Here is an 18847-nt window from a genome sequence, read left to right as displayed (position 1 = left end):
CATGGTCTCGATATTGCCCACGCCATCCTTGAAGCCCACCAGGTTCGGGCAGCGATCGGCCAGGATGGCCAGGGAATCGGCCGTCAGCTTGGTGCGGTCGCGGTTGTAGACGATCACACCAAACTTCACGCTCTTGCAGACCGCCGCCACATGCTCGATCAAACCCTCTTGACCCGCTTCGGTCAGGTAGTGGGGCAAGAGCAGGATGCCGTGGGCGCCCAGGCGCTCGGCCTCCTGGGCATGGGCGATGGCGGTGCGCGTGGGGCCACCGGCACCGGCAATGATGGGCACCTTGCCGCGGCAGGTATCCACGGCGGTCTTGATGACCTGGCCGTACTCGGGGCCCGACAGCGAGAAGTACTCACCCGTGCCGCCAGCGGCGAACAGGGCGCTGGCGCCGTAGGGGGCCAGCCACTCCAGGCGCTCGATGTAGGTCTTGGGGCGGAATTCACCCTGCTCGTCGAAGTCCGTGATGGGGAAGGACAGCAGGCCGGAGCCCATGATGGATTTGAGTTCTTGCGGGTTCATGGTCATTCAGTCAGATCAACAGGTCAGGGGTCACAAACGAACGGGAACCAACGCAATAAAACCGGTTCCGCGAAAATCAAGAGGTCATACAAGCCGCTTAACCCAGGAGTCTGGGCACGTAAACAGCCTCTGAATCTCATTTCAAAACCTGTTAGCAACAGCAGATATGTCAAATGTTAACGTTAACAAATCAATCAGACATGGTGGATAACCCTATGTCATGTGATAACCAAAGCCATGCCGGTGGCTCGTTCATGGGGCTTTCGCGTGATTGGGCCTGCGGTCTGCGTTACGCTCGGCTTGAATCAGCACACCCCAGCCCATGAGCATCCACACACAGTTCTCCCTTCTCAGATTGCAAGGCGAACCTCTGCCGCAGGACCTTGCGGTCCTTCTCCTGCATCAGGAGGAACTGCAGCGCCGTACGGGCGTCCGGATGAGCGCAGAGCCCCAGTGGGCGCCATGGCTGGACACCAGCTACCTGACTGAAGCCGAGCGGGCTGACCCCGAGATTGCGGCAAACATCCGGGCCATTGCCGAGGTCTGCCGCCACGTTGCCTTTGTGGTGGCCGATGATGAAGGCAACTATTTTGGCTACTGGCGTGGGCCGTCGTTGAAGCCCATTGCTGAAAGCGTGGTGGTGCAACTGGACAGCGAAGGGCAGTTCTCGGTGTGCGGAACTGCAAACATCGCTGGCGCCATCCTGACCCAGTGCTGCTACGGAGGGACATTCGACGAGACCCGCCAGTGGTTCCTGCGTCTGGGCCTGACCGCCCTGCCCACTTACCCCTATGACCTTGGAAATCCGCAGGTCACGCCCACCCCGACCGCCTTGCACCAACAATTGTTCGAGACCTACCTGCACGAAGCCAGGTAGCTCCACAACGCAAGGGGCGTTTTCCGAAACACCCTGGTGGCGGTCTGGAGGCTTTTTACGGCGACCTCGGTCACCGATGGGGGGTGCGGTCTTGAAGGCCTTTGCCTTATATAGACTCGACGCATGCCGCTTAACCCCTCCAGCCCCCGCGCGTCAGCATCGCCAGCCACCCGCGACCGGCCCGTAGTGACGCTGCGCGAGGTGGCAGAACAGGCGGGGGTGTCGATGATCACCGTGTCCCGCGCGATCAATACGCCGAACCAGGTGTCGGAGCCTACGCGCACCCGGGTGCAGGCAGCGGTCTCCAGCCTGGGATATGTGCCCAATCTCATTGCAGGGGGCCTGCGTTCAGCACGCAGCCATCTGGTCACGGCCCTCGTGCCCACCACCACGGGGCAGCTGTTCGGCGAGATGGTCCAATCGCTCACCGATGCCCTGGAGCTGCGTGGCTACCAGGTGATGCTGGGCCAGGTGGGCTATGCACATTCGCGTGAAGACGAACTGCTGCGCGCCATCGTGGGCCGCAGGCCCGATGGCATTGTGCTCACCGGCATCATGCATTCCCCAGAGGGGCGGCGCCTGCTGCAGGCCTCCGGCATCCCCGTGGTGGAAACCTGGGACTTCACCCCCACCCCCATCGACATGCTGGTCGGGCTGTCGCACGAACAACTGGGCGCCGCCGTGTGCAAGCACCTGCATGCCAAGGGACGGCGCCGGCTGGCGCTGCTCAGCGGAGACGATGAACGCGCCGCGCGGCGGCGCAAGGGTTTCTACGCCGAAGCGGACCGGCTGGGCCTGCGCGAGCCAGCGCTACAGCTGGAGAAGTCTCCCACATCCCATACCGAAGGGCGTGCAGGCCTGGCCGCATTGCTGGCGGTGCAACCAGATATCGACGCTGTATTCTGCAGCTCCGACATGCTGGCCCTGGGGGCGCTCACCGAAGCGCATGCGCGCGCAATGGCAGTCCCCGACCAATTGGCCGTCGTCGGTTTTGGAGACTTGGAGTTCGCCCAAACCGTGATCCCGAGCCTCACCACCGTGCGCATAGACGGCACCCGCATGGGCCAAACGGCGGCAGGCTTCATTGCCGATCGTGCCGAAGGCAAGCCAGTGGCAGAACCTGTGGTGGACATCGGTTTTTCGATCATTGAGCGCGAGAGCGCCTGAACCCCTCTATGGGATCTTCGCCGCCAGTCACGGCAGCGTGAGCACGGTCACACGGTGTAGATCAGCACCGCAGCCCGTGCCTCCATCGCCAGCCCCTGCCCCACCGGCCCCAGGCGCTCGGCCGTCTTGGCTTTCACATTGACCTGCCCCTCGGCGATGCCCACTGCACGTGCAATGGCAACCCGCATGCCGGGAATGTGCGCGGCCAGGCGCGGTGCCTGCGCGACCACCGTGCTGTCGATATTGCCGATTTCGTACCCGGCCGCACGCACGCGCCGCGCGGCCTCGGCCAGCAAGACGCCGGAATCGGCGCCACGAAAGGCTGCGTCGGTGTCGGGGAAATGGCTGCCAATGTCGCCCAGGGCCGCTGCGCCCAGCAGCGCGTCGGTAATCGCATGCAACAGCACGTCGGCGTCCGAGTGGCCGAGCAGTCCCATGGGGTGGGAAATATCCACGCCACCAATCACCAGACGGCGGCCAGGGACCAGTGCATGCACATCCCAGCCTTCACCAATCCTGAAATTCATCCGTTTGCCTTTGTTTGTGCGTGCCTTGCGGCGTTGTGTTGCCTTGCGCCCCTGACTGCGCCGTGAGGCCGGGGTCGATGAACCGGAGGAAACGGTTCTAAAACAGATTCTTCTTGCCAGGGGCGGTGGTCACCTGGCCCCGGTCGCCACCAAAACGCTCCAGCGTCGTTCCGTGCGCACGCGCAGCAAGCACGGCGGCAGCCAGCGCGAAATCGTCCGGGTAGGTGACCTTGAAGTTTTGCGCCCCTCCCTGCACCAGACGCGGGTGCAGGCCCATCGCCTCCATGGCGCTGGCCTCGTCCGTCACGTTGGAACCCACCTTGTCCATGGCATCCATGAGCGGCCCGATGCGGAACATCTGCGGCGTCTGCGCAAGCCATTTATCACTGCGATCCACCGTGGAAGCCACGCGCACGCCGCCCGGGCCGTCGATGGAGGTCTTGAGCGTGTCGGCCAGCTTGTGGGCCAACAACCCCCCCACGCTGTCGCCAGCACACTGGTCAATGAGGTTGTCGATCTGGTCGGCGGTCACCAGGCAGCGCGCCGCATCGTGCACCAGCACCCAGTCATCACGCAGCGCACCCCGCTCCAGCAGGGCCCGCAGACCGCCCAGCACCGTGTCAGCACGTGTCGGACCACCACACTCCACCACAAAAAACGCTGGGTGTGCATGTGCATCCAGAAACCGGTCCCCAGGGGCCACCGCAACCAGGGTGCCCAGCAGGCGCCCCACGCCGGCAAAAGCCGCCAGCGTGTGCAGCACCATGGGCTGCCCCGCCACCAGGTGGTACTGCTTGGGCAGGGGTGCCGGGGCCGTGGTTGGCGCAGCGTCCACGGCCGAGAAAGCGGCCAACGTCGATGTCAATGGCACAGCATTGCCTGAAGCCGGCGCCGGGGCCATCAAAGCGGCGCCAGCCGGAACAGCACGCGAGCCCATGCCGGCGCAGGGCACCAGCGCCCAAAATCGCCCGTGGGCAGACAAAGGAGCGAGCGGGGGGTGCAACAAGGGAGCAGTCATGGATCGCTCATTCTAAAATCTCCCGTTGCCTACCCATCCAGCCCGTGCGCGTTTTGCGCCCCTGGGGATGCGGCGGGCCCAGACGACACACACCGTCCGCATGGAACTGCCCAAACTCTCCCCCGGAAAACGCTTCACCCTGCCCCGCCCCGTGGGCAGTGCCGACTCCCTGCTGCTGGCCCGCCTGGCCGAACGTGACAAGGCCGCAGGACGCACCACCGCCATCGTCACGGCCGACGCCACGGATGCGCAGCGCCTTATCGAGGAAATGGCGTTCTTCGCGCCATCGCTGCGCTGCGCGCTGTTCCCGGACTGGGAGACACTGCCCTACGACACCTTCTCGCCGCACCAGGACCTGATCAGTGAGCGGCTGGCCACTCTGTGGCGCATCAGCCAGAAGGACAAGGACACCGGGGCCGACGTGGTGCTGGTGCCCGCCACCACGGCGCTGTACCGGTTGGCGCCGCCGTCCTTTTTGGCGGGGTATACCTTCCACTTCAAGGTCAAGCAAAAGCTCGACGAAGCCAAGTTCAAGGCCCAGCTCACGCTGGCGGGCTACAGCCACGTGTCGCAGGTGGTCAGCCCCGGCGAATACGCGGTGCGCGGCGGGCTGATCGACCTGTTCCCCATGGGCTCGCTGGTACCGTACCGCGTGGACCTGTTCGACGACGAGATCGACAGCATCCGCACCTTCGACCCCGACAGCCAGCGCAGCCTGTACCCCGTGCCCGAAGTGCGCCTGCTGCCCGGGCGCGAGTTCCCCATGGACGACGACGCGCGCGCCAAGTTCAGGAGCCGCTGGCGCGAGATGCTCGAGGGTGACCCGACCAAGAGCCGCATCTACAAGGACATGGGCGCGGGCGTGGCCACCGCGGGCATCGAGTACTACCTGCCGCTGTTCTTCGATGAAACAGCCACGGTGTTCGACTACCTCGGGTCAGAAGCCACCGTGGTGCTGCACGGCGACCTGGAGCCCGCCTTCCAGCGCTTCTGGCAGGACACGAAAGACCGCTTTCGCCTGGTGCAGGGCGACCCCGAGCGCCCGGTGCTGCCGCCCGAAGAGCTGTTCCTCTCGGCCGACCAGTTCTACACGCGCGCCAAGGAGCATGCCCAGCTGTCCATCCGCCCCGGAGTGGAGGACATCGCCGACAACCCGCACTTCCAGAAGCTGGGCGACCTGTCGGTGGTGCGTGGCGCCGAAGACCCGCTGGCCCGCCTGCATGCCCACATCCGCAACACGCCGCACCGCGTGCTGCTGCTGGCCGAAAGCGCGGGCCGGCGCGAGAGCCTGCTCGACTTTCTGCGCGCGAGCGGGGTGAACCCGCCGGCCTTCGACTCGCTGGCCGAGTTCCAGGGCACGGCCGACGAAAAGGTGGGCATTGCGACTGCCGGCCTCACCGTGGGCTTCAGCTGGATCGAGGACGGCATCGACTTCGTCACCGAGACCGAGCTCTTCGCTGCCGGCCCCACCACGCGCCGGCGCAAGAAGCAGGAGCAGGTGAGCGACGTCGAGGCGTTGATCAAGGACCTGGCCGAGCTCAACGTGGGCGACCCCGTGGTGCACAGCGCCCACGGCATCGGCCGCTACCGCGGCCTGGTCAACATGGACGTGGGCAATAAGAACCCCGACGGCACGCCCGCCATGCAGGAGTTCTTGCACCTCGAATACGCCGACAAGGCCGTGCTCTATGTGCCCGTGAGCCAGCTGCAGCTCATCAGCCGCTACACCGGCGTGAGCGCCGACGAAGCGCCGCTGCACAAGCTGGGCAGCGGCCAGTGGGAAAAGGCAAAGCGCAAAGCCGCCGAGCAGGTGCGTGACAGCGCGGCCGAGTTGCTCAACATCTATGCCCGCCGCGCGGCGCGCGAAGGCCACGCATTCCGCTACAGCCCGCAGGACTACGAGACTTTTGCCAACGACTTCGGCTTCGAAGAAACCGCCGACCAGAACGCCGCCATCCACGCGGTGATCCAGGACATGATCAGCCCCCGCCCCATGGACCGCCTAGTCTGCGGCGACGTAGGCTTCGGCAAGACCGAGGTGGCCCTGCGCGCGGCCTTCGTGGCCGTCACGGGCGGCAAGCAGGTGGCCTTCCTCGCGCCCACAACCCTGCTGGCCGAGCAGCACTACCAGACGCTGGTGGACCGCTTCAGCAAGTGGCCGGTGAAGGTGGCCGAGGTGTCGCGCTTTCGCTCGGGCAAGGAGATCACCGCCGCCATCAAGGGCATCGGCGACGGCACGGTGGACATCGTGGTCGGCACGCACAAGCTGCTCAGTGAATCCACCAAGTTCCACAACCTGGGCCTCTTGATCATCGACGAGGAGCACCGTTTCGGCGTGCGCCACAAGGAGCAGATGAAGGCCCTGCGCGCCGAGGTGGATGTGCTCACCCTCACGGCCACGCCCATCCCGCGCACGCTGGGCATGGCGCTGGAAGGCCTGCGCGACCTGTCGGTCATCGCCACCGCGCCGCAGCGGCGCCTGGCGATCAAGACCTTCGTGCGCAACGAGGGCACGGGCGTGATCCGCGAGGCGGTACTGCGCGAACTGAAGCGCGGCGGGCAGGTCTACTTCCTGCACAACGAGGTGGAGACCATCGAGAACCGGCGCCAGAAGCTCGAAGAGATATTGCCCGAGGCCCGCATCGCCGTGGCGCACGGCCAGATGCCTGAGCGCGAGCTCGAACGCGTGATGCGCGACTTCGTGGCCCAGCGCTACAACATCCTCTTGTGCTCGACCATCATCGAGACCGGTATCGACGTGCCGACGGCCAACACCATCATCATGAGCCGCGCCGATAAGTTCGGCCTGGCGCAGCTGCACCAGCTGCGCGGCCGCGTGGGCCGCAGCCACCACCAGGCGTACGCCTACCTCATGGTGCCCGACACCGAGGGCCTGACCAAGCACGCCGCCCAGCGCCTCGATGCCATCCAGCAGATGGAGGAACTGGGCAGCGGCTTCTACCTGGCCATGCACGACCTGGAGATCCGCGGCGCCGGCGAGGTGCTGGGCGAGAACCAGAGCGGCAACATGCTGGAGGTGGGCTTCCAGCTGTACAACGAGATGCTCAACGAAGCCGTCAAGGCGCTCAAGGCCGGCAAGGAGCCGGACCTGCTCTCGCCCCTGTCGGTCACCACCGACATCAACCTGCACGCCCCCGCCCTGCTGCCCGACGACTACTGCGGCGACGTGCACCTGCGCCTGTCGTTCTACAAGAAGCTGGCCACCGCCAAGAACCCCGACCAGATCGACGGCCTGCTCGAAGAGATCGTGGACCGTTTCGGCAAGCTGCCGCCGCAGGCCCAGACCCTCATCGACGTGCACCGCCTGCGCGTGCTGAGCCAGCCCTATGGCGTGGTGAAGGTGGATGCCGCTCCGGGCGTGATCAACATCACCTTCAAGCCCCAGCCGCCCATCGACCCGATGCGCATCATCGAGCTCATCCAGAAGAACAAGCACATCAAGCTGGCGGGCAACGAAAAGCTGCGCATCGAGCGCGAGCTGAAGGAGCCTAAGGACCGCGCGCAGATGGTGCGGGACATCCTGCGGTCGCTGGGGCAGCCGGTGGTTGCTGTCTAAAGGTTTTTGGATCAAATTGGCCTCTAGCGCTTATCCATAAAGCGCTGCTAGCTATCAATAGCGTAGTAAACAGAACCATGTGGCTGGAAGCCGCCCTCGCCCTCGTCGCTCTGGTTGCCGCCCTGGCGGCGCGGCCCTGGCGCATATTGGCCAGCCGCAAGCCCCTGGCACCCGAGGCCTTTGGCACGCCATCTGCGTTGTGGACACCGCTGCTGGCCACGCTGGTGTTTCTGCCCTGGATGTGGGCCCTGCCCACGCTGCACCACATGCCGCTGCAACTGCAGTGGTCGGGCGCATGCCTGGTGCTGCTCATGCTGGGTTGGCCGCTGGCCGTGCCGACGTTGCTGGCGGTGGGCGCCATCGCGGCGTTGGTCTCACCCGGCCTAGGCGTGTGGGATGCACTGGGCATGGCCGTGTGGCAGGGCGTGGTGCCTGCCACGCTGGCGCTGCTGCTGGGGGTGGCGCTGCGCCGCCTGGCCGGGGCACGATCGCTTGCGGGCGTGCGCGCCTTCGTCTATGTGCTAGGGAGGGGCTTTCTGGGTACGGCGCTGTGCCTGTTCGTGGCAGGCACGCTGTCGCAATGGAACGGCCACACGCTGCCGGGCGTGGGTGGCCAGCTCTCGCTCGTGGCGCGCTGGCTGATGGCCTGGGGGGACGCGGTGGTCACCGGCATGCTGTGCGCAGTGTTCGTGGCGTTCAAGCCCGAATGGCTGGCTACCTGGTCGGACGATCTGTACCTCCATGGCGAAAAAAACTGACGCCCGGGAGGCAGCTGCGCCAGCCGCCGTGCGCACGGCTTTTACCGTGGCCTATGGCGCCCACTGGCTGCATGGCAGCACCTGGGGCCGCACGGCCGCTGCGGTGCCGCGCCTGGTGTCCCTGCACGGCGGCGGTGCGGCCACCGACCACCGCCGCATGGCCTACCTGCTCCAGCCCCTGGCCGCCCAAGGCTGGGCCGGCTCAGCCTTCGACTTCGTGGGCCATGGCGCCACGGGCGGCAGCCTGCTGGGCTCCAGCCTGGCCGACCGCCAGGCCCAGGCGCAGGCCGTGGCGGCCCACCTGGGCCTGGGGGCCGCACGACCGCCCCTGGCCCTGATCGCCTCCAGCATGGGTGGCCACACGGCCTGCCAACTGCTGGATGCGCTGCAGCCCCGCGCCCTGGTGTTGTTCTGCCCCGCGGCCTACACGCCGGTGGCCGAGCACCAGCCCTTCGGCCCGGCTTTCCAGCAGACCCTGCGCACCACCACGGACTTCGCCGACGCTCTGGCCTGGACGGCATTGCGGCGTTTTCGCGGCCGATTGCTGCTGGTCTGGGGTGCACAGGATGTGGTGATCCCGCCCGCCGTCATCCAAGGCTACGGCCAGGTCGCCACCGCCGCACGCAGCGTGGATGTGGTCCAGTTGCCCGGCGCGGGCCACGCCCTGCACGCCTGGCTGCAGGCCCAGCCCGTGGCGGCCCTGGCGCTGCAGCAGCGCATCGCCGCCCTGCTGGCGGCGGCCGAGCAGGACTGAGCCGCCCGGCCCCTGCCCCGGCCAAAACCGGCCCTGGGCCACGCCCGCCGAGACGGACACGGGACTTGCGGATGGCCCCACATGGCACCGTGCCGGCGGACACCCTCGACAAGCGATTTCCTACGCGGCAAAGGGCTCAAGCGCCCCGCAGCTCGGTCTTGCGCTCGATGATGCGCGTGATCAACCCATACTCCACCGCCTCCTCGGCCGGCAGCCAGCGGTCCCGCTCGATATCGACCAGCACCACTTCCAGCGGCTTGCCGGTCTCGCGCGCGATGGTGCGTGCGATGCGCTCGCGGGCCTTGAGGATCTCCTGCGCCTGGATGGCGATGTCACTGGCGGGCCCACCCGTGCCACCACTGGGCTGGTGGATCAGGAAGCGCGTGTTGGGCAGGCAATACCGCCGCTCGCGGGGCGCCGCCAGAAAAAGATGGGTGGCCGCGCTGCCGACCCAGCCAGTGCCGATCATGTTCACCGGCGCAGCGATAAAGCGCAGGATGTCGTGAATGGCATCGCCCGATTCGAGATGGCCTCCGGGCGAACTCACCAAAACATCGATGGGATCGGCGCTTTCAGCGTCCAGCGCAATGAGCCGGCGCGTCACATCCGCCGCCATGGCGTCGGTGACGGTGCCAAAGATCAACAGGGTGCGCGCCTTGAAGGCTTTTTCTTCCAGGTATGACGTGCGTGGCTCGGTGCTGCGGGATGGCTCGGGAGTGTCTGGGGTGGTGTTCATGGAAAGGTCCGGGGAGTTGAACTGCCTTGACGAACGAGACGCGGCTTGCGTGACACGCAGCCCGCTGGCCTATGGCAAGATTTGCCGATGCACGATGACCGCCTGCGTCCCCTGATCGAAGCCAACCGCCACCGCCTGGTGCGCGCCGCCACCCGCCTGCTGGGCCCGGCAGAGGCAGAAGATGCCGTGCAGGACGCTTATGTCCGCGCACTGGAAGTGGGCGCCACACCTGAACTCAACGCCGCACAGGCCTGGCTGCTCACGGTGGTGCGCAACCTGGCCATCGACCGCCTGCGGCGGCGCCAGTGGATGCAGCACTGGCTGGCGGAGGCCAACGATGCCCGCAACGGCGTTGAACCCGCGCACACCTCTGCCGAAGAGGATGCAGCGTTGGCGCAAGAAGCCACCCGAGCGCTGCGCCACCTGGCCGCCCACCTGGCACCGGCCGAGGGCGCCGCCGTGCTGCTGCACGAAGTGTTCGAGGCCAGCCATGCAGAGATCGCCCTGGCCAGCGGCAAGACCGAGGCCGCCAGCCGCCAACAACTGCGGCGGGCCTTGCTGCGGCTGCGGCAGTCGGGCGACACACCGCAGCCCGAGATCGACTCCGGTGAAGAGACGGTTTTGCGGCGGTACCTGCAGTCACTGCAATGGCGAGACCCCCAAACGCTGTGGGCCATGCTCAACCAGCCGCCGATCAGCGCGCTGGCGGGGTTCCACGCGATGGCAGTGCCCGCCGCGGTGGCTCCGCGCAGCACCACCAGCGGCATGGTGCAGATGGGCGGCCAGCTGGGCCTGGTGCTCACGCTCGACGGCGTCATGCTGTGTGTGCTGCCGCTGGGTGTGCGGGCGGCATGCGACCTGGAAGCCGCGCTGCGGTAAGAACCTGTTGTAGCGGCGGCAATCACCGGGCAGCGGCTGTGCCAGCTGCCTGCACCGTCACGAAGACTTGGCCCCGTGCCCCCTCAACGCTGATCGACAGCGACGGGACAAGCCGTCAATGAGCGCTTGACTTAGAGTGCGCTCCAACTTTCAGAATGTTCCCATGGCATCCCTCCTCACCATTGCCGAAGTCGCAAAACGCACCGGCCTGACCGCGCACACCCTGCGCTACTACGAGCGCGCAGGTCTGATCGCGCCCGTAGCGCGTGCGCCCGGTGGCCAGCGCCGTTATGCGGCTTCGGACATGGAATGGATCGGATTCCTGCTGCGCCTGCGCGAGACCCAGATGCCCATCGGGCAGATGCAGGCCTTCGCACGGCTGCGCAGCGAAGGGAACACAACCACCCCCGAGCGGCGCGAGCTGCTGGAGCAGCATCTCGCGCAAGTGCTCGCCACGATCAGTGCCATGCAGCAGGCCGCACAGGCGCTTCAAGCCAAGATCGCGCACTACCGGGATCTGGAAGCTTCCCTTCGCCACACGCCACAACCGTCACCCAGCCAAGGAAGCACCCATGTCCCCCGAAACCAATCCACGTTATCTCCAGGGCCTCGCCAAGTTGCGCGAGATCGACGGACAAGCCGGTGAGCACGTCATTGCCAGCCTGGCCGACATTGCCCCCGACTTCGCCCGCTATCTGATCGAGTTCCCCTTCGGCGACATCTATTCCCGCCCCGGGCTGGACCTGCGCAGCCGCGAGATCGCGGTGGTAGCCGCGCTCACGGCGCTCGGTAACGCAGCACCCCAACTCAAAGTGCACCTGCAGGCGGCGCTGAACGTGGGCGTCACACGCGAGGAAATTGTGGAAGTCATCATGCAGATGGCTGTCTACGCGGGCTTCCCTGCGGCACTCAACGGGCTGGCAGCGGCGCGCGAGGTGTTCGCAGCGTCCGATGCCCCAGCAGAAACGGCGGCAGCCTAAACCTCCGCCCTGCCGCCGAAAGCACCGCGCAAACGGCCACAGCCACGTGGCGAATATCCCCGCGGCAGGCGGTGCCGCTGCGCGCGTCAACCCGCCGGCGACAGGACGGGCTGCGTCAACCCAGCGCCAGACTGCCGGCATCCAGCGCCGGAGGGCGCAACAGGTCTTCGTCGATGCCCATCACCCGGCTGGCACGCTCCACGGCCTGCCACAGCGGCGCGGGCATCTGAAGAATCTCTTCGGGCGAGGCAGAGCGTGCGATCCATGCACTGATCTCCCCGTGCTGCTCGCTCGTCAGCAAATCCAGGTTCAGCATTTCGTCAATGGTCTTCATCGGGGCTTGTTAGCTTGTTGGTTGGTAGGGGCTGGCCCCCATGGACCACCGCGGAGGCTACCTGACAAACATGCTGTCTGCAGCGTCGATCTCAAGCCCGGCCGAATCGCTCAGCCCCCCGCCGCCGGCATTGAGCGGTAATCATTAATCCCATATTCACCAATATCTCTACCACAGTATTTATACCAAGCATTATTGAAAGCCAATTGAAAGATAACCATTACCCAAGGGTTCTCACCGATTTGCGCGCATGGCGCCACTGCCACTATATTCCACACCAATGCCAAAACCCTGATCAACGGATTTAAAGCAGTCATTATCCGGCTTGCCGGATTTCAGAAAATAATCTTGAGGAGATTTTCAATGGTGCATGTCGACGCGCATTGGAGCCGCAGACGCTGGCTGGTTGCCGGCGGGCTGTTGCCGTTGGTGCCGCCTTGGGGCCACGCCGCTCCATCGTCGCCATCTGCCACCGCTGCGACAGGCGACACGCGCAAATCGCCACTCGTGTTTGCAGTGATCACCCCCAGAGGCTCCGACGCCGCTGTGGCGGCCTGGACATCCTTTGTGAAAAGGGTGTCGCAGGAGCTTGGGCAGCCCATCACCCTCAAGGCATGGGTATCGCCCGACTCAGCCGCGTTGGCGAACGCATTTGCCAATGGCGAGATCGACCTGGCCTGGGTGGGCAACTCCGCAGCACTGGCGGTGGTGGAGCGGGGTGTGGGCGAGGTCTTTGCCCAGATGGTGACCGACACCGGCAGTACCGGTTACCACGCCATCATCGTGACGCACAAGGACAGCGGCCTCAAGACCCTGGACGCGGCCCAGCAGCCCGGCAAGGGCCTGGTCTTTGCCGATGGTGAGACCAAGAGCTTCTCGGGCCACCTGGTGCCGCTGTACTACGCCTTCGTCAAGCGGGGTATCAACGACCCGGCCAGCCTTTACAAGGAGGTGCGGCGCGGCAGCCACATCGACAATCTGACCCTGGCCGCGCAACGCAAGGTGGACCTGGCCACCGCCAATGATGAAGAACTCAAGATGTTCAAGGCCAAAGATCCGGACCTGGCCAGTCAACTGAATATCCTGTGGACATCGCCGGTAATACCACAATCTCCGCTGATCTGGTCGACATCCCTTTCGCTGGATTTACGCCGCAGGATTCAGCAGGTCATTACGTCTTTCGGAAAGCACAACGCGCTGGACGAGGAAGTCTTGAAACAGGTCAACAACCTTTCAGCCTTCAGAAAATCCCGAAACTCCCAGCTCATCACCGCTGGCGACATCGACATGTTCGTGGCGTGGCAGCAGGTCAATCGCAGCAAAGACCTGTCCGAGGCCGAGAAAGCCCAGCGCATCCGCGCCATCAGCGAACGGGCTTCGCGCCTGGAGCTGCGCCTGAAGCTCCCGCCCAGCGTGCTGTAGCAGGGCACACATTGCAGACCGAAGGGCAGGTAGCGGGCACCCGGACGCAGATGCCGACCTTCGCCCGCCGCCGCCTGTGGCAATCGGCGCGGGCGATACCATTGCGGGTTGTGCACCCCCGATAAAAACGAACCCCACGTTCTGCCATGACCCACGCTACCGAATTCGCGCCCGGCCTTGTTGTCCAGGGCATCGTGCCCCCGCTGTCCCTCTCGAGCTACAAGCTCATCGCGTTTGACATGGACTCCACCCTCATCAACATTGAGTGCGTGGACGAAATCGCCGACGCCGCAGGCCGCAAGGCCGAGGTGGCCGCCATCACCGAAGCGGCCATGCAGGGCGTGATCACCGATTACAAAGAGAGCCTGCGCCAGCGCGTGGCCCTGCTCAAGGGCGTGACGGTGCAGCACATGGAACAGGTGTTCACCGAGCGCCTGCGCTTCAACCCTGGCGCCAAGGAGCTGATCACCGCCGCCAAGGCCGCAGGCCTGACCACGCTGCTGGTCTCGGGCGGCTTCACCTTTTTTGCCGACCGCGTGAAGGCCGGGCTGGGCATTGATTTCGCCCGCTCCAACATGCTCGAAGTGCAAGATGGCCAACTCACCGGCCGCATGGTGGACCAGGCCTGGGGCGACATCTGTGATGGCGCCGAAAAGCGCCGCACGCTGCTGGAAGTGGCTTCGCTCATGGGCATCTCGCCGCAGCAGGCGATTGCGGTGGGCGACGGCGCCAATGACCTGCCCATGATGGGCGCGGCCGGCCTGTCGGTGGCCTACCACGCCAAGCCCGCCGTGCGCGCGCAGGCCAAGGTGGCCATCAACCAGGGCGGGCTGGACCGGCTGCTGGAAGTGCTGCGCTGATCCCCCGCGGTATCTCCCTTCACCCATTCATGCTGAAAGTCCGCATCACCCGCGCTGCGCAGTCCCTGCGCAAGGGCTGGAAGCAGCACATGGTCACCCTTGTACTCGCCTGGATCGCCATCGTGGCGGTGGACACCTGGCGCACGCGCGACCTGCCCCAGGGCCCTGCGCCCGATGTGGCGCTGGTGATGGCCCCCAGCGCTGGCGCCACCGCCCCCACCACCCTGGCCCAGTGGCGTGCCCAGCACCCCGGCCAGGCCGTGGCCGTGCACTTCTGGGCCGAATGGTGTGCAGTCTGCAAGCTCGAAGAGCCCAGCATCGCCAGCCTCTCCTCCGACTGGCCCCTGCTGGGCGTGGCCATGCAGTCGGGCAACGCCGAGCGGGTGGCCCAGGTGCAACGCCAGCGCGGCATGCCGTGGCCCACGGCGGTGGACCCGCAGGCCACCCTGTCGCGCAGCTGGGGCGTGCGCTCCGTGCCCGCGCTGGTGGTGATCGACGCGCACGGCCAGGTGCGGTTTGCCACCTCGGGCTACACGCCCGAATGGGCGATGCGCCTGCGGCTGTGGTGGGCGCAGACCATGCCGCAGTGGAAAGTATTGCTTCCAAAACAATAGCTGATTGCGCTTGATGGACGCGCGCAGACGGCCATTTTGACCACTATTTTTTGCTCCACCGGGCGCCCTATGCCCTGATGCGCCCCGCGCTGCATGTGGCGCAAATCTTCAAGACCAGCCACCCCCGTCCTTTGCACACTGGCCCCGTCACACCCACGGAGGCCCCATGCACATCACCCTGAACCAACAAGCCCAGCCGGTGCCTCCCGGCTGGGAGGACGAACCCCTGCTCTGGCTGCTGCGCGAGCCCCTAGGCCTCACGGGCACCCGCTTTGGCTGCGGCATGGGCCAATGTGGCGCCTGCACCGTCCTCATCGACGGCGTGGCGCAGCGCGCCTGCCTGCAGACGGCGCGCGGGCTGCAAGGGCGCTCCATCACCACCGTCGAAGGCCTGGCGGCACCCGACGGCACGCTGCACCCCGTACAACAGGCCTGGCTGAACCTGCGCGTGCCCCAGTGCGGCTACTGCCAGAGCGGCCAGATCATGGGCGCCGTGGCCTTGCTGCGCGCCACGCCCCGCCCGAGCGATGCACAGATCGACGTCGCCATGTCGGCCCACCTGTGCCGCTGCGGCACCCAGCACCGGGTGCGCGCCGCCATCCACCAGGCTGCTGAGGGTGCGAAGCCATGAAGCGCCGCCAGTTTTTGGCAGCGGCAGGCGCCGGGGTACTCACCGTCACGCTCGCGGGCTGCAGCCTGGTGCCGGTGATCCCCAAGCGCCCCACTTCCACCGCCAATGACGCGCTGGGCTGGATACGGCACGAAAACGGCCGCTACACCCTGTGGCTGCCCAGCGCCGAAATGGGCCAGCAGATCAGCGCCGCCATGCAGGGCCTGGCCGCTGCCGAGCTGGGCGTGCCGCCTGCACAAGTACACCTTCAACTGCCCAGCACCCGCCACATCGCCCGCGTGCGCGCCACCGTGGGCAGCGCCAGCGTGCAGGACTTTGCCCTGCCCCTGGCCCGCGCCTGCGCCACGCTGCGCGAGGCCCTGGCGCAAGGCCAGACCACGGGCACGCTGGCCGCGCGTGACCTCCCGGCCAATGCGCTGCGCAGCCTGCGACCGCGCACCGGGGAGGCCAAAACAACGCCTGCGGCACCGGGCCAGCTGCACGCCCTCGTCACCGGCCAGCCGCTGTTTGCGGGCGACACGCGCCTGCCCGGCCTGCTCTATGGCCGCGTGCTGCGCGCACCGGTGTCGGCCGAAATCACCTCGCGCCCACAGGCGTGGGACGCGGCGGCGGCCCGCGCCGACCCGGCCTGCGTGGCCGTGGTGCAGCACCCACGCCTCGCACAGATGGGCAGCCTGGGGCTGGGCATCGTGGCGCGCACGCCCTCGGCGCTCGACCGCATCGAGGCCGCCCTGGCCGTGCAGTGGCAGGTGGAAGATGGCAGCGCCTTCGAGCAGGCGGCCATCGACGAGCGCATCGACATCGACACCCACCTGCGCCGGGGCGCGCTGCAGCATCGCCTGCGCAAGGACGACCTGCCCGCAGACACAGCATGGACGCTGGACCTGCGCATGGACGTGCCCCTGGCCGCCCACGCCCCCATCGAGCCGCGCAGCGCCACGGCGCACTGGCTGGCCGCCGCAGACCAAGGCATCGCCCTGAAGGTATGGGCGGGCACCCAAGACCTGTTCTACATGCGCGACGTGCTCGCTCGCCAGCTGGGCCTGGATGCCGAACGCATCGAGGTCCAGGCCTGCCGCATCGGCGGCGGCTTCGGCGGCCGCACGCTGTGCACGGTGGAGCTGGAGGCCGCCGTGCTCGCCCAGGCCGTGGGGGCGCCCGTCAAGGTGCAATGGAGCCGCGCGCAGGAGTTTGCCCAGGGCTTCCAGCGCCCGCCCTCCAGCCACCGTGTGCGGGCGCGGGTGCAGGGCGGGCGCATCACCCACTGGTGGCATGCGCTGGCCAGCAGCCACATCCTGTTCACACCCGCCGCCATGCCGGTGTGGATGCAGACCCTGGCCGACCTGGCGGGCGACAGCGGCGTGGCGCGCGGCGCGCAAATACCGTACGACGTGCCCCAGCAGCGCATCGAGTTCACCGCCCAGCGCCTGCCCGTGCACACCGGCCCCTGGCGCGGACTGGGTACGGGGCCCAACACCCTGGTGGTGGAAAGCGCCATGGACGAATGCGCGCGCCACGCAGAGGCAGACCCATTGGACTGGCGCCTGCAGCACACCACCGATGCACGCCTGGCCCAGGTGCTGCGCCGCGCCGCCGCTGAGGCCCACTGGCCAGAGCGCCCCGCCAGCGACGCCAGCACCTTGCGCGGGCGCGGCATCGCGGGCGGCATCTACAAGGGCGTGAGCTACGCCGCCGCCGTGGCCGATGTGGAAGTGCAACGCGCCACCGGCCAGGTGCGCGTGGTGGCGCTGTGGTGCGCGCACGACTGTGGCCTGGTGCTGCAGCCCGACGGCGTGCGCGCACAGACCGAGGGCAACCTCGTGTGGTGCCTGGGCATGGTGCTGCACGAGAAGTTGCCCATAGCCCGCTCGGGCGTGGCAGCGGCCAGCTTTGCCGACTACCCGCTGCCACGCATGGGCGACATTCCGCCGCTGCATGTGCACCTGATCGACAGCAGCGCGCCGCCCACCGGTGCCGGAGAAACCGCCATGGTGGCCGGGGCCGGAGCGATCGCCAACGCGCTGCGCGACGCCACAGGCGTGCGTTTTGTCCGCCTGCCGGTGCGCAGCGCGGATGTACTCCGTGCCCTGGGCGCGCACGGCTGAACGTCCCAACAAGCAACGGCACAATCCGCCCATGCAAGACTTTGCCAGCGCCGCCATGGTCCGCCTGCTGGTGCGCGCCGTGGCTGCGCACGGGCTGGTGCCGCCACCGCCCCCACCGGGTGCCGACGGGCTGGCCGCGAGCCACGTGCCCCTGGCCTACAAACGCAGCGTGGTCGAAGCCGTGCTGCACCAGGGCGGCCTGGGCACACTGCTGCAGCTGGCACAGCAGGTGGACCTGCTCGCGGGCGACCCCGTGCACCGCGCCCTGCTGGGCGCGACCTGCGTGCCCGAGCTGCTGACACGCTGGCAACGGCTGGAGCGGTACGTACATTCGCGCCACCAGGTCAGCATCCTGGCCAGCGCACCCGGCACCCTGGCGCTGCACCACCATGCCCGCCCCGGCGTGCTTGAAACGCCCCTGCCCACGGAAAGCCTCGCCGTGCTCGGCGTGCTGATGGGCGCCAGCCACGCCATGGGCGTCCGGGGGCTGCAAGTGGACCTCGGTGCACCCGAGGCCCCTGCTCAACGCGTGAACCTGCGGATTGGAGTCCCTGCCACGGCGCCAACCGAGCTGCACGCGCAACTGGCACCGCTGGCCGCGCAAGGGCAGATGGGCCATTGGACCTTGCGTTGGGAAGTGCACACAGACGAAGGCAAGGCCCCCGTCGCCCCCGCCCTGGAGCCCCAGCCCGCCACCCACCTGTGCGACGCCCTGCCCTGGCCGCCGCTGGCGCACCAGCTGGCGCGCCATGTGCTGCAGGACCCGGCAGCGCAGCACACGGTGGATGCACTGGCCCAGCACACGGGCCTGGCCCGCCGCAGCCTGCAGCGGGCGCTGACCGAACGCGGCCTGAGCTGCCGCCACATCGTGACCGAGGCACGCGCGCGTCTGGCGGCCCAGTGGCTGCTGGACAGTCCACATGGCCTGGCAGAAATCGGGTTCGCCTGCGGCTTTGCCGACCAGCCCCACTTCACGCGCGAGTTCGCCCGCCACGTGGGCCTGACACCCGCGCGCTATCGGCAGGCCTTTGCAGGAGTCATCGCGTCCGGCGGTGGATAACTACAAATTGAATAGCTAAA

19 protein-coding genes are annotated in these 18847 nt (G+C 67.1%); 14 read left to right on the top strand and 5 right to left on the bottom strand.

The genetic code is table 11. The features are described from left to right. On the bottom strand, positions 1-528 hold a 528-nt coding region (locus ASE39_RS22030; RefSeq protein ID WP_199864320.1), incomplete at its 3' end, for a dihydrodipicolinate synthase family protein. A gap of 322 nt (positions 529-850) precedes the next feature. Between ASE39_RS22030 and ASE39_RS22025 the strand changes: the two genes are divergently transcribed. Both ASE39_RS22025 and ASE39_RS22020 read left to right on the top strand, forming a co-directional pair. Next, entirely contained in the window at positions 851-1405 is a 555-nt protein-coding gene (locus tag ASE39_RS22025) for a hypothetical protein (RefSeq protein WP_140426855.1), read from the top strand. Positions 1406-1528: 123 nt separating this feature from the next. Further along, positions 1529-2572 carry a LacI family DNA-binding transcriptional regulator gene (locus tag ASE39_RS22020; protein WP_057272520.1) on the top strand — a complete coding sequence of 348 codons (1044 nt, stop codon included), beginning with the start codon at positions 1529-1531 and terminating at the stop codon, positions 2570-2572. Between the two features lie 47 nt (positions 2573-2619). Here ASE39_RS22020 and ispF read toward each other — a convergent pair whose 3' ends face one another. Both ispF and ASE39_RS22010 read right to left on the bottom strand, forming a co-directional pair. Next, on the bottom strand, positions 2620-3099 hold the full coding sequence (gene ispF, locus ASE39_RS22015; protein WP_057272519.1) for a 2-C-methyl-D-erythritol 2,4-cyclodiphosphate synthase: 480 nt from the start codon (positions 3097-3099) through the stop codon (positions 2620-2622). Between the two features lie 97 nt (positions 3100-3196). Continuing rightward, the gene (locus ASE39_RS22010) at positions 3197-4117 is read right to left on the bottom strand and encodes a 2-C-methyl-D-erythritol 4-phosphate cytidylyltransferase (RefSeq protein ID WP_029413674.1); all 921 of its coding nucleotides are present in this window, start codon (positions 4115-4117) and stop codon (positions 3197-3199) included. Positions 4118-4217: 100 nt separating this feature from the next. Between ASE39_RS22010 and mfd the strand changes: the two genes are divergently transcribed. The 3 genes from mfd to ASE39_RS21995 all read left to right on the top strand — a co-directional run bounded on the left by mfd (position 4218) and on the right by ASE39_RS21995 (position 9206). Continuing rightward, a complete protein-coding gene (gene mfd, locus ASE39_RS22005; protein WP_010460810.1) occupies positions 4218-7694 on the top strand; it encodes a transcription-repair coupling factor in 3477 nt (1158 codons plus the stop codon). 77 nt (positions 7695-7771) lie between these two features. After that, positions 7772-8452: a hypothetical protein gene (locus tag ASE39_RS22000; protein ID WP_010460808.1), complete on the top strand. Its 681-nt coding sequence runs from the start codon at positions 7772-7774 to the stop codon at positions 8450-8452. Then, entirely contained in the window at positions 8436-9206 is a 771-nt protein-coding gene (locus ASE39_RS21995; protein ID WP_082615541.1) for an alpha/beta family hydrolase, read from the top strand. Before ASE39_RS22000 ends, ASE39_RS21995 begins: the two co-directional genes overlap by 17 nt. Before the next feature lie 136 nt (positions 9207-9342). On the opposite strand, the gene ASE39_RS21990 is transcribed toward ASE39_RS21995, so the two are convergent. Beyond that, on the bottom strand, positions 9343-9942 hold the full coding sequence (locus ASE39_RS21990; RefSeq protein ID WP_010460803.1) for an ATP-dependent Clp protease proteolytic subunit: 600 nt from the start codon (positions 9940-9942) through the stop codon (positions 9343-9345). 87 nt (positions 9943-10029) lie between these two features. On the opposite strand from ASE39_RS21990, the gene ASE39_RS21985 reads away from it, so the two are divergent. The 3 genes from ASE39_RS21985 to ASE39_RS21975 all read left to right on the top strand — a co-directional run bounded on the left by ASE39_RS21985 (position 10030) and on the right by ASE39_RS21975 (position 11801). Then, complete coding sequence (locus ASE39_RS21985) at positions 10030-10821, top strand: sigma-70 family RNA polymerase sigma factor (protein WP_057272518.1); 792 nt, start codon at positions 10030-10032, stop codon at positions 10819-10821. Positions 10822-10984: 163 nt separating this feature from the next. After that, the gene (locus ASE39_RS21980) at positions 10985-11467 is read left to right on the top strand and encodes a MerR family transcriptional regulator (protein WP_010460798.1); all 483 of its coding nucleotides are present in this window, start codon (positions 10985-10987) and stop codon (positions 11465-11467) included. Continuing rightward, the gene (locus ASE39_RS21975; protein WP_057272517.1) at positions 11394-11801 is read left to right on the top strand and encodes a carboxymuconolactone decarboxylase family protein; all 408 of its coding nucleotides are present in this window, start codon (positions 11394-11396) and stop codon (positions 11799-11801) included. The genes ASE39_RS21980 and ASE39_RS21975 overlap by 74 nt, the downstream gene beginning before the upstream one ends. Positions 11802-11916: 115 nt before the next feature. Here the strand turns inward: ASE39_RS21975 and ASE39_RS21970 are convergent, their stop codons facing one another. Next, positions 11917-12135 (bottom strand): hypothetical protein, encoded by a 219-nt coding sequence (locus ASE39_RS21970; protein WP_010460793.1) that lies wholly within the window; start codon positions 12133-12135, stop codon positions 11917-11919. 363 nt (positions 12136-12498) lie between these two features. On the opposite strand from ASE39_RS21970, the gene phnD reads away from it, so the two are divergent. From phnD to ASE39_RS21940, 6 genes are all read left to right on the top strand, one after another. After that, positions 12499-13557 carry a phosphate/phosphite/phosphonate ABC transporter substrate-binding protein gene (phnD, locus tag ASE39_RS21965; protein ID WP_057272516.1) on the top strand — a complete coding sequence of 353 codons (1059 nt, stop codon included), beginning with the start codon at positions 12499-12501 and terminating at the stop codon, positions 13555-13557. Between the two features lie 146 nt (positions 13558-13703). Further along, positions 13704-14417: a phosphoserine phosphatase SerB gene (serB, locus tag ASE39_RS21960; RefSeq protein ID WP_057272515.1), complete on the top strand. Its 714-nt coding sequence runs from the start codon at positions 13704-13706 to the stop codon at positions 14415-14417. 29 nt (positions 14418-14446) lie between these two features. Next, complete coding sequence (locus ASE39_RS21955; RefSeq protein ID WP_057223460.1) at positions 14447-15031, top strand: redoxin domain-containing protein; 585 nt, start codon at positions 14447-14449, stop codon at positions 15029-15031. Between the two features lie 166 nt (positions 15032-15197). Further along, on the top strand, positions 15198-15662 hold the full coding sequence (locus tag ASE39_RS21950) for a (2Fe-2S)-binding protein (RefSeq protein ID WP_057223459.1): 465 nt from the start codon (positions 15198-15200) through the stop codon (positions 15660-15662). Then, positions 15659-17767: a molybdopterin cofactor-binding domain-containing protein gene (locus ASE39_RS21945; protein ID WP_057272514.1), complete on the top strand. Its 2109-nt coding sequence runs from the start codon at positions 15659-15661 to the stop codon at positions 17765-17767. The genes ASE39_RS21950 and ASE39_RS21945 overlap by 4 nt, the downstream gene beginning before the upstream one ends. Positions 17768-17798: 31 nt before the next feature. After that, positions 17799-18827: a helix-turn-helix transcriptional regulator gene (locus ASE39_RS21940; RefSeq protein ID WP_241776897.1), complete on the top strand. Its 1029-nt coding sequence runs from the start codon at positions 17799-17801 to the stop codon at positions 18825-18827. The last annotated feature ends 20 nt before the right edge of the window (positions 18828-18847 follow it).

This window comes from Acidovorax sp. Root267, from assembly GCF_001429215.1.
GTDB classification, from domain to species: domain Bacteria; phylum Pseudomonadota; class Gammaproteobacteria; order Burkholderiales; family Burkholderiaceae_C; genus Acidovorax; species Acidovorax radicis.
Note: the sequence above shows the minus strand (reverse complement) of the source record. Positions and strands in the feature narration are given on the sequence as shown.

Bases quoted from the DNA above. Each gene is read 5' to 3' on its own strand.
- ASE39_RS22025 (WP_140426855.1), top strand. From the start codon at position 851: ATGAGCATCCACACACAGTTCTCCCTTCTCAGATTGCAAGGCGAACCT.
- ASE39_RS22020 (WP_057272520.1), top strand. From the start codon at position 1,529: ATGCCGCTTAACCCCTCCAGCCCCCGCGCGTCAGCATCGCCAGCCACC.
- ispF (WP_057272519.1), bottom strand. From the start codon at position 3,099: ATGAATTTCAGGATTGGTGAAGGCTGGGATGTGCATGCACTGGTCCCT.
- ASE39_RS22010 (WP_029413674.1), bottom strand. From the start codon at position 4,117: ATGACTGCTCCCTTGTTGCACCCCCCGCTCGCTCCTTTGTCTGCCCAC.
- mfd (WP_010460810.1), top strand. From the start codon at position 4,218: ATGGAACTGCCCAAACTCTCCCCCGGAAAACGCTTCACCCTGCCCCGC.
- ASE39_RS22000 (WP_010460808.1), top strand. From the start codon at position 7,772: ATGTGGCTGGAAGCCGCCCTCGCCCTCGTCGCTCTGGTTGCCGCCCTG.
- ASE39_RS21995 (WP_082615541.1), top strand. From the start codon at position 8,436: ATGGCGAAAAAAACTGACGCCCGGGAGGCAGCTGCGCCAGCCGCCGTG.
- ASE39_RS21990 (WP_010460803.1), bottom strand. From the start codon at position 9,942: ATGAACACCACCCCAGACACTCCCGAGCCATCCCGCAGCACCGAGCCA.
- ASE39_RS21985 (WP_057272518.1), top strand. From the start codon at position 10,030: ATGCACGATGACCGCCTGCGTCCCCTGATCGAAGCCAACCGCCACCGC.
- ASE39_RS21980 (WP_010460798.1), top strand. From the start codon at position 10,985: ATGGCATCCCTCCTCACCATTGCCGAAGTCGCAAAACGCACCGGCCTG.
- ASE39_RS21975 (WP_057272517.1), top strand. From the start codon at position 11,394: ATGTCCCCCGAAACCAATCCACGTTATCTCCAGGGCCTCGCCAAGTTG.
- ASE39_RS21970 (WP_010460793.1), bottom strand. From the start codon at position 12,135: ATGAAGACCATTGACGAAATGCTGAACCTGGATTTGCTGACGAGCGAG.
- phnD (WP_057272516.1), top strand. From the start codon at position 12,499: ATGGTGCATGTCGACGCGCATTGGAGCCGCAGACGCTGGCTGGTTGCC.
- serB (WP_057272515.1), top strand. From the start codon at position 13,704: ATGACCCACGCTACCGAATTCGCGCCCGGCCTTGTTGTCCAGGGCATC.
- ASE39_RS21955 (WP_057223460.1), top strand. From the start codon at position 14,447: ATGCTGAAAGTCCGCATCACCCGCGCTGCGCAGTCCCTGCGCAAGGGC.
- ASE39_RS21950 (WP_057223459.1), top strand. From the start codon at position 15,198: ATGCACATCACCCTGAACCAACAAGCCCAGCCGGTGCCTCCCGGCTGG.
- ASE39_RS21945 (WP_057272514.1), top strand. From the start codon at position 15,659: ATGAAGCGCCGCCAGTTTTTGGCAGCGGCAGGCGCCGGGGTACTCACC.
- ASE39_RS21940 (WP_241776897.1), top strand. From the start codon at position 17,799: ATGCAAGACTTTGCCAGCGCCGCCATGGTCCGCCTGCTGGTGCGCGCC.